Source organism: Rossellomorea aquimaris (assembly GCF_000935355.1).
Classification (GTDB): domain Bacteria; phylum Bacillota; class Bacilli; order Bacillales; family Bacillaceae_B; genus Rossellomorea; species Rossellomorea aquimaris_B.
In genome coordinates, this window is record NZ_JXZC01000001.1 from 1,080,521 (window position 1) to 1,095,979 (window position 15,459).

Sequence of the window (15,459 nt, forward strand, 5' to 3'; positions counted from 1 at the left end):
GCAAAGCATCGTTTTTTTCTATCCGATAATAACCCGTTCCTTCGGATAATGATATTTTGTTGTTTTCTCTTTTCCTCCTATCATAAACAGGAAAGCAAGTATTCCTACACGCCCTATGAACATTAGTGCGATAATAATGCACTTCCCTATGGTAGATAAATCAGAAGTGATCCCTAATGATAAACCCGTTGTTCCGAAGGCCGAGGCCACTTCAAAGATTATTTCTATCAAACTGTGATCTTCTGTGATCGTTAAGATAACAACCGACCCAAAACACATAAGAACAGCCACCATCGTAACAACAAGTGATTTAATGATGTCTTGTTCATATACCTCTCTTCTAAATACCTTGATTGTTTGATTGCCTCTTGCAAAGTGAAATAAGAACAGGATATTTAATGCAAAAGTGGTCGTCCTGATTCCACCACCCACTGAACTGGGGGATGCTCCTATGAACATTAACCCACTCATTACCATCAGAGTAGGAGTCGAAAACTCAGCAACATTCATGGTTGCAAGTCCCCCACTTCTAGTAGATGCAGACTGAAACAATGAATAAAAGAATGATTCATGCCATGTCATCCCGGCAAAAAATTTATCATATTCCATTAACCATATAACCATAGTCCCAAATACCAATAACAAACCAAAAGTAATAGTTGTAATTTTAGTAAACAAGGAAAAATGGTGTTTACTTCGCTGCTTATTCATTAAATAATCTTTCGTTTCAATTAATACGGGAAATCCGATTGCACCTAACGTAATTAAAATGATAGTGATAAATTGGACAAAATAGTCATTTTTATACGGGATAAGCGACTGACCAGTGATATCAAATCCAGCGTTAGTTGTTGCACTTACGGAAGCGAAGAGTCCATGTATGAAAGCTTCCTGCCAACTTGGAAAATAACTCATAAAATATACACCTAATATAATTGCACCTACAAGTTCAATAAGAATGATAAGCAAGAGTATTTGTTTTAATAAAAGAACCAATCCGGACAAATTGGATTGATTTTGATCCAACATAATCAATCGCCGTTCTTTCAACCCTATTTTCTTACCTACCAAAAGCCAAAAAAAAGTTCCAAGAGTCATGATCCCAATTCCACCGAACTGTAAAACAAATATCAATAAGAAAATCCCTGTTGTATTAAACGTATCGGCGGTACTAACAACCGTCAAGCCCGTTACACTCACCGCACTGACGGAAGTGAAAATAGCATCAATAAAACTCCACTCTGCCCCGGGTTTATGGGCAAATGGTAAGCTCAAAAGAATCGTTGCCACTGTAACGGCAATTAGATAAAAGGTTACAATGACTTGAGCAGGAGTCAATTTATTCAAATTTAATCTTAATTTATACCACATATATGTATTTCCCTTTCAAGGTTATTTCCTTTTCTATCTTAATGAATATGAACGAAGAATGAAAGGAAAAATGGATAATTTACTATATGTTTATTCTTTCTATAACGACAGCTGCTTAACCATCAAGATAAAATCACTCAATTTGCAGCATACAAACTATACAATTTCGGCGAAATATTACCATTCATGTTCAAAGAAATAAGACAAATAATAGTACTACAGAAACATCTTTGTTTCAAGTCCACTAATAAGGAGGAAACGACTATGGCTAGAAGCAGCAATAAATTACTAGTTCCTGGTGTTGAACAGTACCTTGATCAAGTGAAGTATGAGATTGCTCAAGAATTTGGTGTAACACTTGGATCAGATACAGTAGCCCGCTCTAACGGATCTGTTGGAGGAGAAATTACAAAGCGTCTGGTTAAACAAGCTCAATCACAACTTTCTGGACAACAAACTAAATAATAATGGCATGGGGTAGCCGGTTTCCACCAGCTGCCCCTTATAAAATAAGAACGACCCATTTCATAAATGGGCCGCTGTTTATTAGTCATTATCTTTTTTTATCTCTTTTCTATCTTGGTGTTCATTTTTCTTTTCTTCGTTTTCCTTTTTGCGATTATCACGGTTTTCATTGCCTCTGGATTGATCTTTATCACCTTGATTAGAAGAGCCATTATGTTTCCCATGGGACTCATTCCATTTGTGATGGTCAGAGGAATCGCCTTTGCCTTGGGATTGTGCTGGTTTTTCTTGAGGCTTATTTTCATTTGGAAGAGGTTTATTATTTTTTGGATGGTTCTCAGGTTTCGTTGGTATCTGCTTCTTCTCTTCAGATGGTAATTCCACCTTTTGATTCTCAACCTTTGAATTCTCCTCTCTCATCAATTCCTCTTTGAGCACTTCTTGGTCTTTACTCTCTTCTTCAGGATTCCCTGCTGGTTTCGGTGTTTCAGCTTTTTCGGTTTCACGTAATAAGGAGCCTGCAGTCATTCCTTTATCAGAAGCTTCTTCTCTTATTTCCTGCGATGTTTCTTTCACCGTGATATTCATATTATGGGAGGTGCTATATTCTTGAACAAACATGCTTATTTCGGCAACCAAATCATCTTCAGTCTGATCATTCGAATCCTCAATAAATGAAGAAGTGATGAGAACATTTTGATTCTCTTTTAAATATCCCAGTTCTTCGCATAAAAGGAAGATTTCCTTTGTCACTTCACTTACATCCATATCTCCCCAGTCACCCAACTCTTTTAGAAGCACTTTGGCATCTTGATTATAAGGGGTGATCTCTATCACCTGTTGTTTTTTATTCAGTGTCAATTCCATACTTGGGTTGATATCGACAGACACATAGGCATATGCCTGTTTACTCTGTAAGAATGCACTTGAAAACAGGGTGAGGATGACGATTATGGTTGTTAATAATGCAGTCGATACTTTCCAATTCCATTTAATAGATGGTTTCGCCATAGCAGGTTCATGATGTAAAGGAAAGAAAGGAATTTCTTCTCCTATTGTATAATGTTTATTGGGCTGTCTTCTTCCCGTCAGAAATTCCCCTTCTGACGTCATCATAACGAGGATATCACGTTTGATTTCCATAATGATCCCTTTTTTCATATCTCTAACCGCCCTTTTAAGTAATCCCGTAAATATACATAATCTCCAATAAGAATAAGAGCAATGGCAATAATATATTTTCTATTTCTCTCGATTGTTTTTCTGCTGACGTTTACCTGTTTCTCTATTTTTTTTATGGGTAACCGTTTCTTTTCAAGGAGGTAATCCAATAGTTCTTTGGAATTCACTACCGTTTTTGCAATGTCAATGGCATTCAGTCTGGCATCTTCATGCTTAGGTGACTGTTCGACCAGCTCATGGAAGGATAATTTGAAGTGAGAAAGATGTTCTTGGAAAGAGATGATCTCTTCCCGCCTCTTTGTTCCTTCCTGCTGCTTCCCATATTCTTCAACTGAGACAATTTGCTCGATTGTTAAATTCGGGTTCTCTTCATCATCCTCAACCAGACTCATGTCGATGCTCACATCCTGAAACTTCCCGTTTTTTCTGATATAATCAATGACTTTCCGTTTGATGATTACTTCAGAAAAACTGATGATGGATGACCCTCGCTGATAATTATATTTTAAGATAGCGTCATGAAAGGCAATAAGACCGATGCTAAATTCATCATCACTTTCATAAATATATCGTTTACAGACTGAAGATACCGTTTTTTTTATAAATGGCTTATAGTCTTCAAGGACTATGTTCAGTAATTGTTCATCACCATTTTGTATTTGTATCGCCATGTCTTCGAGCGTTTGTTTCTTCTTTTGTTTGGCTAATAAAAATAGTAATACATTTAGCATCAGTCTCACTCCATCCTGCACACTATTATACTCATATGATGTTGATTTTAAAAGGATAATAGAGAGGAAGGGGTACCGCTTAAGTAATCTTCACAGATGCATTCCACTCAGCAAATGACAAATCACTTCAAGTCCAGTATCCCCTTCGAGACTGACGGGTCATTAGAAGTCCAGCCTATCCTGAAGCTTTTGCTTAATTCTTAGTCTTTATTGTGACCCTTGCCGTTTTCTTTTCCGCTTTCATCGTTATGACCCTGATGTTTCTTCTGTTTTACATCTGACTGATGCTGTTTCTTTTCTTCTTTAACATCTTGACGAGCTTGTTTTTCCTCGTTTTTCAATTGTTTGTGCGCTTCTTTTTTCTCTTGCTTTTGCTGTTGCTTTAATTCTTTTTTCGCTTCTTTTTCCACATGCTTAACTTTTACTGGTGCAGTTTTTTCTGTTTCTTCTTTCACTGTCTCAGTTTTATTTCCATCTGTATTTTCTTCAGTCGTTGTTTCGTTTGGCACTGATTCTTCAACCGAAGTTACAGAGTCTTCCTTCATCGATGCATCGGATTCTGTTTCTTCTTTAGCTTTTGCTTTCTTCGTCCATTTTTCTTCAAGCTTTGCAAGCTTTTCGGCTAATTTCTTATAGCTTTTTTCAATGTTGTTTTGAAGAGCTGCTTTCGCTTTTGGATTCTTCACTTTTTCCATATTCGCTTGAAGTGAAATGATATTTTGTGACATTAGTTCTTCCATTTCAGTCATTTCATCCGATTTCCCTTCGGAAACTGCTTCTTCTACAGTACCTTCTTCATTACTTTCTTTGTTTTTTTCTGTTTCACTGTTTTTCTCTTCAGTATTCAATTCATCTGCAGTTTCGCCCTCTGACATTGAATCCTCTTCAGAAGATTCTTCGTTCTCACGTTGTGGTAATTCTTCTCCAGAGCGTTGAATCATTTCAATGGCATGATTGATTGCTTCGATGGCTTCCTCTTCTTTTCCTTCTTCAAATAAAGCTTCTACTTCAGCAAGTCTTTCTGCTGCATACTCTGCAAGTAATTTCGCTTCTTTCGCGTCATCCATCGTAAAGGCAAGCTTCACTTTCTCTAGAGCAAGCTTTGCAAAATAGAAGAAATCACCAGGAAGTAATGATGGGTTTTCTGTCTTTTCAAGTTTTTCAATTTCTGTTTTAGCAGAATCAATCATGGCTTCATCATTCACTGTAACTCCTGTACTGTCCTTTTGCTCAATTGTAACCGTGTCGAAGGTTTTTTCTTCGTTATTCGCATAAGCCATTGAACCTGAAAAGCTAATAGATCCTGCTACTAATACCGCTAAAGATGATTTCATTAATTTTGAATGTTTTGTCATATGTACACCTCGGAAGTTGAATTTTTATTAGTCGATCGATCGCCTTATTAAAGGAGTTACGTTATGAGAATTTTTTTTGAGGGGGTTTATACAAATAAAAATTGAAAGTTCTTAAAAAGGGACGGATTGGTAAGGGGGAGGGTAGGTATTTGATTCCTCATGTAAAAAAGCTAACGTGAATATTACTCACGTTAGCTTTTCGTTTTTTTTTTATTCCGCTTTGGCTTCTTTCTTGACTTCTGCCTTGGCTTCTTCCTGTTTTGCTTTCTTTCGTGATAATAAATATCCTCCAACTGATAAAAGGATCAATACGGTCCAGAAGACGAGCTTCCATGGCTTTGATTCAGGGAAATGATGATCCAGGATCGCCACGTCGGGATGAGCGAGTGTAAAGACAGCAAGCTTTACCCCAACCCAACCGACAATCAAAAATGCTGCCGATTCCAAAGTAGGATATTTCTCCAATAATTTAACAAACCAAGTAGCAGCAAATCGCATAATCACCAAGCCAATTATTCCTCCAAGGAACATGACGATAAATTGACCACCATCAATTCCACCTACATCAAACCATCCTGTTGGCTGCAATGTAACCGCTAAAGCAACGGCAGCTAACATGGAGTCAACCGCAAAAGCAATGTCTGCAAGTTCCACTTTCAATACCGTAGTCCAGAAACCTGAGCCCTTGTTTGACTCAGACTCTACGATTCCCGTGTCTTTCCTCTTTTTAACGAAATGGTGAATCGAAACATAGAATAAATAGATCGCCCCAATGGCTTGAACTTGCCAAACATTCACTAAGAACGAGATAAGAAATAGTGCAGCAAATCTAAATACAAATGCTCCTAACAGACCATAAAAGAGTGCTTTCTTTCTTTGTTCTACAGGCAGATGTTTCACCATGACTGCCATAACGACTGCATTATCAGCAGCCAGGATTCCTTCAAGACCAACCAGGATGAGCAGTACCCAACCGTATTCCAATAACATTGAAGCATCCATAAATATAAGTCCCTCCTATTTACACAGTTAGTTTTCCAATAGGCAAGGATTTTTATAAAATAAAAAGACCCTTGCCTAAATAAGGCAAAGGTCTTGCTGAGCATAATCATTATGCCAACAAAGCCGATGGAATAATCCATGAACTGACGACTTTGTTTAGGTATGACACCTATAGCTACTCCCCTTTGACAGGTAGAAAACGTTTAAGTTGTATACCCATATCTTACCTCATGATTGACGTTTCGTAAAGAACTAAAGCTTATTGGATCCTAATGAGGATCCATCGAATGATTAGCCCAAGTAAAACTCCGGGAATGACAAACAACATAGGCAAAAAGATAGGTCCGATAAATTTACCGAATAAATATACTTTCGGAGAGTACATCAAGCCAACGGTCACCATATAAGCAGACATGACAAAGGGTAAAAATATATATGGTTCTTCCTTGGTTTGAGCAAGCTTATAAGAATCCCACAATGCAAACATATAGAGACAAGGATAAAACATCAACCATTGATAATCAATCACAGAAGCTGCTCTATGGGTTTCCCCTAAAAAGCTATACATAATTCCTTGATTAAAGTTACTTTGTACATTGATGATAACCTCAAGAATTACAAATAAAGTTCCCTTAAACCAAAGTCCAACCAGTAATTGTGGAAAACCAGGGAGAGCAATGCTCCATAGAATTCCCTCTAATTTTGTAATGGACGTTTTCATGGGCATCCCGGCAATAGCCGATGAAGTGTATGAATTATAGGTATATACCGGGTCGGATCTTGCTTAAGGGAAAATGACATCTCGAGAATCCTCCTAATGATGCTTTCCCATTATTTTTACCATTTTCCTCCCAATTATTACGGCGTTTAAGACGCAATCCAACATTCATCATGAAAACATTCTTAATTAATCTTCACATGTAATTTCTCGTTAGACGAATGTTCAAGATAAAATTCAACCATCTTTTCAATTTGGCTAGACAGGGACGGGCATTGAATGTCAGATCCCCTCAGGTCTTCCTGGGCTTGTTCACAATGAAACCTACCTTCAAGTGTAAAATAATCAAGCGCTTCCCGTTCAACCATCAAAAACTTGCGTACAAATCGAAAACTCAATGCCCAATTGGAAAGGGACAATGGAATCTTTCCCCGGGGATGTTTTTTGTACATATGCCAAAGAATCTGTTCGTACACTTCCCTTACCGTTATTGGATGTGGATCGGTAAGATGATAGGTTTTTCCTGTACCGGTCCCTTCATGGCCGAGGTGGATGGAAGCTCGAACGACATATTCGACGGGAACGATATTTATGAGGGCATTGCCATCTCCAAGAAAAGGTATCCAAGGTAAAAAGGATAATCGCTTAAACATATTCATAATAAAATAGGGTCCATCAAACTTAACGGTCTCACCCGTTTCCGAATTTCCTTTTACAATTCCGGGACGGATGATCGTAATCGGCAGGATCCCCTTCATTTCATCAACTAATACCTCTGCTTCATACTTTGTCCGTTCATAGAAATTATTAAAGCTATTCGGACACTCCAGCTCATTCTCATATATCTCTCCTTTACGTGTTCCGGCTACAAAGGCCGTAGAGAAATAAACATATCTCTTTAATCGGTGGAGAGTTTGGCAGAAAGAATTAACGTTTCGTGTACCCCCGACATTTACTTTATGAGCAAGGTTTTCAGGGACTGCAAGATCATAGATGGCAGCTAAATGCCAGACATACTCAACTTTTTCGCGTATTTCGCCAATTCTGGCTTCCGTCATTCCAAGATTGGGTTGTGTAATATCTCCATCTACTAAAATGAGGTCAGCTGTTGTATTCTCTGTCAGCTTCCTAACTATTTCCCCTGCCTCTGCAGTCAGAGTACCTAAATGGAGCAAGTAGATTGCTGAAGCCTTGTCTTGACTAATTAATTCTTCCACAATGTTAAGGCTTAAAAATCCTGGAAACCCGGTGATTAAATATATCCCTTTCTTCATACCGCTTCCCCCCGCCTAGGATTTGTTTCAAAACTGGGTAGTAAAAAAGCTAACCTACATCCTAAGGTACCCGTTTGATACAAAGAGGTGACTACTTAGATGTCAGGTTAGCTCAGTTGGATTTTGGCTATTCTTGATTACCGTATGCTTGACGTTTTCTCTTCATTCTTCTCGTTTCTTTATCAAAGAAACTGTACACAATCGGAATGACATAAATCGTTAACAGTGTACTGCTTATCAAACCACCGATTACGGCTATACCCATAGGCTGATTGATTTCTGTACCTTCCCCGAGTCCCAGAGCCAGAGGTAATAAGCCAAGTATAGTAGTCAAAGCTGTCATTAAGATCGGTCTTGCCCGGTCCTGCACCGCCTCAACAATACTATCAAAGCTATTGATTCCTGCTTCTTTACGCTGGTTAATATAATCGACAATCACAATCGCATTGTTTACAACAATACCTGCCAGTACGATAACACCAATGATCGCTGAAATGCTTATCGGTGTTTGAGTGACCGCCAGCGCTATCGCAACACCGATGACCATGAGTGGCACAGTAAACATGATGACAAATGGATATTTAAATGATTCAAACTGTGCAGCCATCACAAGATATACAAGAACAATGGCCAGTCCAAGTGCCAGTGCCATGTCGTCAATGGAATCTTCCAGCAGCTCTCTGTCACCACTGAACGAGACTAAAGTCTCATCCGGAAGATCCAAAGATTCTATCTCTTCATCCACAGCTTTCGAAATTGCCCCGAGATTGGTGGAAGATGAATACTTCAAGGTGAATTGAACTGCGTGCTGCTGATCGATTCTTTGTAGACTGACAGGACCATCTTCTATGGAAAAATCAACGACGGAATTCAATTGAATATACTTTCCTTGTCCATTAGGGATAAGAAGTTTTTTTAATGAGTCAAGATTCTCAGTAATATTACGGTCATATTGTACGAAAACATTTATGACATCAGATGTCTCTGTGACCATTTGGGTCGTCAATACCCCCCGTGTTACATCCTGTACAAGAGTGCCGATCTGAGCAGGCGCCAGCCCCTGTTCGAGAGCTTTGTCACGGTTCACTTTCATTTGTATTTCTTTCACTGTTTCCATCTGATCGGTAGTAACTTCTGATACATCATCCATCCCCTTTAGAGAATTGAAAAGTGTATCGACAGATTCATTCAATCGATTTGGGTCTGTATCTCTTAAATTGAATGTCAGGGTTTGAGGGCTTGATCCTGATGTAGACTGAAGGTTAAAAGAGATTTCAGCAGAATCATTCACCTTTTTAGCAGCTTTGTCGACCTCAGGTTTTACGTCATCTGCAAAAGCGAATATCGATCTCTCCCGATCCTCCAAAGAATTCATTTTCACATAAATCTCAGCAATATTCCCTTTCGAACTTCCCCTGAAGGACTCTTCCTGAGTTGTACCGACGAGGCTTACAAATACATCTACGTCTTTTTCCTTTTCCAGCCTCTCTTCGATTGCATTCACGACTTTGTTCGTTTCTTCCACGGATGCTCCATTTTCCAATTCGACCCTCATATTGAAAAATCCTTCATCTGTCGGAGGTAAAAACTGTGTACCTACTGTCGTCAAACCGATACCACCTGCAACTAAAGCAACGGCAGTAATAAATAGTACAATGAAACGGTGACGAAGGGCCCACTTAACAGACCGGGAAAATGTTTTGCGGCTTTTTGAACGTCTGCGCTTCGCTTCTAAATTCCCTTTAGGCTTTTTCAACAATCTGCTTGCTAGCATCGGGATCACCGTTAAAGCTACAATGAGAGATGCTAATAAGCTAAAGGATATGGTCAGTGCAAATTCCGTAAATAGCTCACCAAGCAAGCCTGAAATAAAAACAACTGGCAAAAACACTGCAACCGTTGTTAAAGTAGATGCCGTTATGGCTCCACCCACTTCTTTGGCCCCTATACTTGCAGCCTCCCTGGGTGTTTTCCCCAAGGATAAGTGCCGATAAATATTTTCAATTACGACTATGGCGTTATCCACAAGCATTCCGATTCCGAGTGCAAGTGCACCAAGAGTCATGATATTCAAAGTGAAATCAGCAAAGAACATCAAGACGAAGGTTACGACGACAGAGTATGGAATCGCCACACCTATTATTAATGGACTCTTTACGTTCTTCAGGAAGAGAAATAGAACGAGCATGGCAAACGCCCCACCAATTATCAGGGAGTTTGCGATATTCCCAATGGCTTGCGTAATGTAGTCTCCTTGATCAAAGAGAATGTCAGCTTTGATTGATTTGTATTGATCTTGTTGGAGTAAACGGTCAAGTTCCTTTTGAAATGCTTTGGAGACAGAAGCCGTGTTTGCATCTGATTGTTGTAACACACTAAAAAGGATGGCTGATTCTTGATTAGCACGGGTGATTGTATTTGTATCCTCCTGCTTCTTCTCAACCTTCGCAACTTCTCCAAGGGTAATCTTCTTTCCAGTTTGAGGATTTACTTGAAGAACCAATTTTTTTAATTCATCGACAGACTGTAATTCACTCATAACACGGGTGGTTAAGGTTTGCCCATCGGTTTCGATGGTATCACCCGGTGAGGTTACATTATTTGCCCTGATCGTGTTAATTACGTCAGATTGACTTAGACGATTATCTTTCAGCGTTTGCTGATTCAATTCAATGACAACTTCATCCTTGAGTGAACCTGAAACGTTTACATTTGCGACCCCCTCAACACGGGTTAATTCCAATTTCAAGTTCTCAGATAACGTTTTTAAATTACTTTCCTTACCCTCTTCACGCAACGAAAACTGAATGATCGGAAATTGGGCCGGATCGAACTTAAGAAACCTTGGATTATCCGCACCATCCGGGAGTGGAGTTTGATCCATTCTTTGAAGCACATCATTTTCTATGTCATCAATGGAGGTTGTCCATGAAAATTCAAGGAGAATAAAGTTTGAGCCTTCCCTTGAAGTAGATTGGATGTTTTTCATCCCAGGTAATGTGGACAAGCTTTCTTCCAGTGGCTTCGTCACCTTTTCAACCACTTCCTCAGGGCTGGCTCCTGGATAATTGGTGACGACGACCCCAACAGGGGGATTTAAGTCTGGAATGAGCTTTAATGGGATTCTCGAGAGGGAAACTCCTCCAAGAATAAGTATGAGTAGCATGGTGACGATGGTGAATACAGGGCGGCGTATGGAAAAATCACTAATTTTCAAACGTGCGCTCCCCTTTCTTTATGTATATTGATCAATACCGTTCGGAAGCTGTTAATGTTAACTATAGTCTCTTCAGGAAGATCCTTCAATATTAAAGCTTCTATGAGGGATAATGTTCACAAATTATTCATCTTGATAAATAAATACCCCTAATCTGTAAACACTATTTTTATACTGAAACGTAAGGAGCATTAGCATGGCGAATTGGGTTCCATTTGTTTCCCTTAGTCTTATCAGCATTTTTCTATTAGCCTGCATAGTGGTTAAGAACCGTCATATTTCTGCTCGGATTATATTATTTTGGCTTTTTATTTCCGGATTAGCCTATGTATTCGAATATATAATCTTTGTTCTGTTTAACAGCTATACGTATCATCCCCATATTTTATCGAATAATTACAATGACAGTGTGTTGGGGTCGATTAGTTCACAGGCTTTTTCAGTGCCAATCGCGCTCACATATATTGTTGTCTATCATTTAAGAGCAACCAGGATTGCCTTGATCATTGGTTTATTCTTTCTCATTGAAACATGGTTCACCTATTCAAATTTGTACGAACACCATTGGTGGCAATCGTATTACACATCATTTTTCCTAGTCCTTTCTGTCATACTGTCTAAAGTGTGGTGGAACCTGCTTGAAAATGATCCCAATCACTATGTACTATTCATCACCTTGTTTTTTGCGATTTCGACTGTCACCCTTTCATTTGCCTGGATTCTTTCATCCCTTTTGGAACTATATATCCTCCCATTGCATCATTTCTCTAATCCTACACGGGACTTGATTGCGGGAAATGCGATGTACATTTGGTTTACCACCTACTTTTATACACTGGTTATCTTCTTTAGAAATATGGATAAGCAATATGCACTGTTGACCATCCTTTTCCTGTTAACCATAGAAGTATTCATGGTCCAAGAAGGTGTGTTGCTATTAAAGAATCCACTTATGATAATGGTACTTCCCCTTTTTCATTTTTCAGTGATTGCAATAGGCGGATATTATTACAATCATCATTTCCCAAATTATGTTGAAATCACACGAAAAGGACTGCCCTCTGGATAATTCATCGGTTAGAAAAGATTCGATGAATGACCAGGACAGTCCTTTTTATTTCCTCTTAATAATATGTTAGTTTGATGCAATTGGCTTCGGTTCAGTTTGTTCTTTTTCTATGGTCCAGCCGGTAAATCCGTAAAGAATAGTTATAACAGGAGAAATGAGACAAAAGATTGCAAACGGTAAATACTCTAATGTTGCGACACCTAATACATCGGTTAGGAAGATACCACATACACTCCACGGCACTAACGGGTTAATGACCGTCCCTGCATCCTCTAACGTACGTGATAAGTTTTTAGGATGCAACCCAAGCTTCTTATACTGAGATTGAAAGGCTTCTCCCGTCAATAGAATGGACAGATACTGTTCCCCTACAACCAGGTTGATACCAATGGCCGATAAAGCCGTTGAAAGGATCGTTCTTCTGCCTGATTGTATGATTGTTGAAACTTTATTAAGTAACACAGGAATAATACCAAGCTTAAATAGTAATCCACCCAAGCTTAAAGAAAGGATAACAAGAGAAATCGTAAACATCATGCTGTTTACCCCTCCTCTTGTTAAAAGTGAGTCGATGGATTCCACCCCTGTTTTGGATTCAAATCCGGAAAATAACACCTGAAAGAGTTCATTCAGCTTCAAAGATCCATGTAAGAATGATAAGCCGATTGAGACCATTATATTGATTGCCAGTGTTAACAAGGCAGGGGTTTTGAATACGATTAGGACAACCAGCAACAATACAGGTGCGAGACTATACCAATGAATGAGGCCAGTTTGACTTAAGCCTTCCTGCAGGGCTTTCAGCTGTGATAATTTGACACCACTTGTTTCCGGTGATAGAAACCCGAATACGATGAGCGTAATGATAAAAGCAGGGACAGTTGTCCAAGCCATATTACGAATATGAGTAAACAAATCCACCTTTACAATGGAAGAAGCAAGATTCGTTGTGTCTGACAATGGGGACATCTTATCTCCAAAAAAGGCTCCTGAAACAATCGCTCCCGCTGTAATACTCATGGATAACCCCATCGCCTCACCAATTCCGATAAGTGCTACACCTATGGTTGCGGCGGTCGTCAATGAACTCCCTATCACGATGCCGCTTAAGGAAGTAAGCAAAAAGGCAATCGCATAAAAATAGTTGGGAGTAACAAATTCAAATCCATAGAACATCAAGGTAGGAATGGTTCCGCTGAGTAACCAGCTGCTCACTAGAAGACCAATGAAGAAAAAGAGTAAAATGGCCCCTAAGCCACCTTGTGCCCCAACAATCATTCCTTGTTCAATCTCTTTGAATTTAACTTTTCGAATAAGCCCATACACCATTAGAAAAAAGAGTGAAAAGATGATCGGAATATGAGGGACTGATTGGAGTCCTATAATACTGCCACTAATCATCCCCAGTATAGCGAGTAATATCGCTGAAGCTTCTATTACGGTTGGTTTGTTTACGCTTTGAATGTTTAACATAGTAACACTTCCTTCTCTAAGTTGAAATTGATGAAATGGAATAGAAAGAACAACAAAAAGAACCCTCCATCCCGAATAGGGACGAAGAGTTCTCCGCGTTACCACCCTAATTGGAATAAACCTATTGTCATACATTCCCTCTGTCCATTCATTACTATTCATGAATGTATGACAATTTGTTTATTCCCACTTCATAAAGATTTGTCTCTTGATAAAGCCTCCTTTACTCAGAGGGTTTATAAGCAATGTAATTCAGAAATAATCGACCTAAGCTTTCACCTGCCGCCTAGTCTCTGGTTGCTGTCTACCTATTTCCTACTGCGTTGCTCAAGACAAAGATATGTGATTAACCGCTAAGAGTCGGAAAGGGCATCACCCTCTTTCGCTCTTAAACGCTTTTAAGCTTTTATGCACTAAAGTAATTATACTAGTATTTTAACATCATCTTAAAATATGTCAACTACATTTTTATAAAAAAACACCTCTCTTCGTAGAAGCGAGGTCATCTTTTTTAAACCAGCAGAGAATCGGCAAAGGGTTTTTCTGCTTGTCGGGCCGGCTTTCCTATGAAATAGCCTTGTGCATAATGAACACCGATTTCTTTACAGAATAACAATTCTTCTTTCCTCTCAATTCCTTCAGCTAATACATGGATATCTAACTCACCTGCAATCTTCATGACTTTTCGTAAAAACTCCTGATTTTCTGCATCGCTATCACAATGATTGATAAAGGAACGATCAATTTTTACATAGTCCGGATTAAGGAGGGTCAGCATTTCCACTGTAGCAAATCCGGATCCAACATCATCCAGCGCGACCTTCATTCCTTCACGTTTATATACATCAAGGACGGACTTTAAATGCTCCACATCCACAATCTTTTCTGTTTCAACCACTTCGAATACGAGATCCTCTGGATTTAATCCTAATTCGTTAACGATCTGAAAAGTATGGCGCAAACAAAATTCAGGGTTATAAATCGTAGAAGGTAGGAAATTAATAAAACTTTTAATACCAGGAGTCACCTGACCCACACGGCATTCGATTGCAGATTTCCTTGCTTTCTGATCCAACATGGAATGAAAGCCTGTGTTGGCAGCAACCTCAAATAATTGTCCGGGATTTATTTTTTTTGACTGGTCCCCTGCCCGCAAAAGTGATTCATAACCAAAGAGACTGTAATCGCTTAAATCAACGATTGGTTGAAGGTGACTTGTGAAATGCCCATCCTGAATCATCTCTACCATCTCTTTATGCTTCATTAATAACATAAATCTGCCTACTGTCATGAAAGGTCCAGGCTGATTTATACAATTTATGCTGCACTTCCATCCGTCCTTTTCCATTAATTCCTCTACTCTCATAAGCTTTTCGTATAGGTCTTTCAGGTTTTCATATAGAAAAACATATGTACCATCTTCTAATCGGGTAGAATATCCCATCACCGGTACGGAATGATTCTGATTATTATGTAGAAAAAAGTACCCTGTGTCGTGATACTTCATAGTTACAGCACAATTTGCACAAGCGATTTTCATTTTCAACTCTCTCCCTTTATATGAAAATATATCCTATAAGTATATACTAAGACTTTTTACCT

At 39.0% G+C, this 15,459-nt stretch carries 12 protein-coding genes and 1 riboswitch; of the genes, 2 read left to right on the forward strand and 10 right to left on the reverse strand.

Annotated features, from left to right (window positions below):
* Positions 1-18: 18 nt before the first annotated feature.
* Positions 19-1,371 (reverse strand): TrkH family potassium uptake protein, encoded by a 1,353-nt coding sequence (locus TV75_RS05435; protein ID WP_044337618.1) that lies wholly within the window; start codon positions 1,369-1,371, stop codon positions 19-21.
* Positions 1,372-1,635: 264 nt separating this feature from the next.
* Here TV75_RS05435 and TV75_RS05440 point away from each other — a divergent pair, with 264 nt between their 5' ends.
* The gene (locus TV75_RS05440) at positions 1,636-1,836 is read left to right on the forward strand and encodes an alpha/beta-type small acid-soluble spore protein (RefSeq protein WP_044337619.1); all 201 of its coding nucleotides are present in this window, start codon (positions 1,636-1,638) and stop codon (positions 1,834-1,836) included.
* 81 nt (positions 1,837-1,917) lie between these two features.
* Here TV75_RS05440 and TV75_RS05445 read toward each other — a convergent pair whose 3' ends face one another.
* From TV75_RS05445 to TV75_RS05475, 7 genes are all read right to left on the reverse strand, one after another.
* Positions 1,918-2,997 (reverse strand): anti-sigma-I factor RsgI family protein, encoded by a 1,080-nt coding sequence (locus tag TV75_RS05445; RefSeq protein ID WP_044337620.1) that lies wholly within the window; start codon positions 2,995-2,997, stop codon positions 1,918-1,920.
* On the reverse strand, positions 2,994-3,749 hold the full coding sequence (gene sigI / locus TV75_RS05450; RefSeq protein WP_044337621.1) for an RNA polymerase sigma factor SigI: 756 nt from the start codon (positions 3,747-3,749) through the stop codon (positions 2,994-2,996). The genes TV75_RS05445 and sigI overlap by 4 nt, the downstream gene beginning before the upstream one ends.
* Before the next feature lie 200 nt (positions 3,750-3,949).
* Positions 3,950-5,104: a DUF5667 domain-containing protein gene (locus TV75_RS05455; RefSeq protein ID WP_044337622.1), complete on the reverse strand. Its 1,155-nt coding sequence runs from the start codon at positions 5,102-5,104 to the stop codon at positions 3,950-3,952.
* Positions 5,105-5,314: 210 nt separating this feature from the next.
* Positions 5,315-6,106: a TerC family protein gene (locus tag TV75_RS05460; RefSeq protein WP_044337623.1), complete on the reverse strand. Its 792-nt coding sequence runs from the start codon at positions 6,104-6,106 to the stop codon at positions 5,315-5,317.
* A gap of 98 nt (positions 6,107-6,204) precedes the next feature.
* A riboswitch (yybP-ykoY riboswitch) is annotated at positions 6,205-6,302 on the reverse strand.
* Positions 6,303-6,365: 63 nt separating this feature from the next.
* Positions 6,366-6,827, reverse strand: coding sequence for a hypothetical protein (locus tag TV75_RS05465; protein ID WP_044337624.1), 462 nt, complete (start codon positions 6,825-6,827; stop codon positions 6,366-6,368).
* Positions 6,828-7,009: 182 nt separating this feature from the next.
* Entirely contained in the window at positions 7,010-8,098 is a 1,089-nt protein-coding gene (locus tag TV75_RS05470; RefSeq protein ID WP_044337625.1) for an SDR family oxidoreductase, read from the reverse strand.
* A 127-nt stretch (positions 8,099-8,225) separates the two neighbouring features.
* Positions 8,226-11,315 carry an efflux RND transporter permease subunit gene (locus TV75_RS05475; protein WP_052504430.1) on the reverse strand — a complete coding sequence of 1,030 codons (3,090 nt, stop codon included), beginning with the start codon at positions 11,313-11,315 and terminating at the stop codon, positions 8,226-8,228.
* Between the two features lie 196 nt (positions 11,316-11,511).
* Here TV75_RS05475 and TV75_RS05480 point away from each other — a divergent pair, with 196 nt between their 5' ends.
* The gene (locus tag TV75_RS05480) at positions 11,512-12,384 is read left to right on the forward strand and encodes a hypothetical protein (RefSeq protein WP_044337626.1); all 873 of its coding nucleotides are present in this window, start codon (positions 11,512-11,514) and stop codon (positions 12,382-12,384) included.
* A 66-nt stretch (positions 12,385-12,450) separates the two neighbouring features.
* Here TV75_RS05480 and nhaC read toward each other — a convergent pair whose 3' ends face one another.
* Complete coding sequence (gene nhaC / locus TV75_RS05485) at positions 12,451-13,857, reverse strand: Na+/H+ antiporter NhaC (RefSeq protein WP_044337627.1); 1,407 nt, start codon at positions 13,855-13,857, stop codon at positions 12,451-12,453.
* A gap of 511 nt (positions 13,858-14,368) precedes the next feature.
* A complete protein-coding gene (locus TV75_RS05490) occupies positions 14,369-15,397 on the reverse strand; it encodes an EAL domain-containing protein (RefSeq protein WP_044337628.1) in 1,029 nt (342 codons plus the stop codon).
* Positions 15,398-15,459 lie beyond the last annotated feature (62 nt).

Coding starts and splice junctions, on each gene's coding strand:
- TV75_RS05435 (WP_044337618.1), bottom strand. CDS start 1,371: ATGTGGTATAAATTAAGATTAAATTTGAATAAATTGACTCCTGCTCAA.
- TV75_RS05440 (WP_044337619.1), top strand. CDS start 1,636: ATGGCTAGAAGCAGCAATAAATTACTAGTTCCTGGTGTTGAACAGTAC.
- TV75_RS05445 (WP_044337620.1), bottom strand. CDS start 2,997: ATGAAAAAAGGGATCATTATGGAAATCAAACGTGATATCCTCGTTATG.
- sigI (WP_044337621.1), bottom strand. CDS start 3,749: ATGCTAAATGTATTACTATTTTTATTAGCCAAACAAAAGAAGAAACAA.
- TV75_RS05455 (WP_044337622.1), bottom strand. CDS start 5,104: ATGACAAAACATTCAAAATTAATGAAATCATCTTTAGCGGTATTAGTA.
- TV75_RS05460 (WP_044337623.1), bottom strand. CDS start 6,106: ATGGATGCTTCAATGTTATTGGAATACGGTTGGGTACTGCTCATCCTG.
- TV75_RS05465 (WP_044337624.1), bottom strand. CDS start 6,827: ATGAAAACGTCCATTACAAAATTAGAGGGAATTCTATGGAGCATTGCT.
- TV75_RS05470 (WP_044337625.1), bottom strand. CDS start 8,098: ATGAAGAAAGGGATATATTTAATCACCGGGTTTCCAGGATTTTTAAGC.
- TV75_RS05480 (WP_044337626.1), top strand. CDS start 11,512: ATGGCGAATTGGGTTCCATTTGTTTCCCTTAGTCTTATCAGCATTTTT.
- nhaC (WP_044337627.1), bottom strand. CDS start 13,857: ATGTTAAACATTCAAAGCGTAAACAAACCAACCGTAATAGAAGCTTCA.
- TV75_RS05490 (WP_044337628.1), bottom strand. CDS start 15,397: ATGAAAATCGCTTGTGCAAATTGTGCTGTAACTATGAAGTATCACGAC.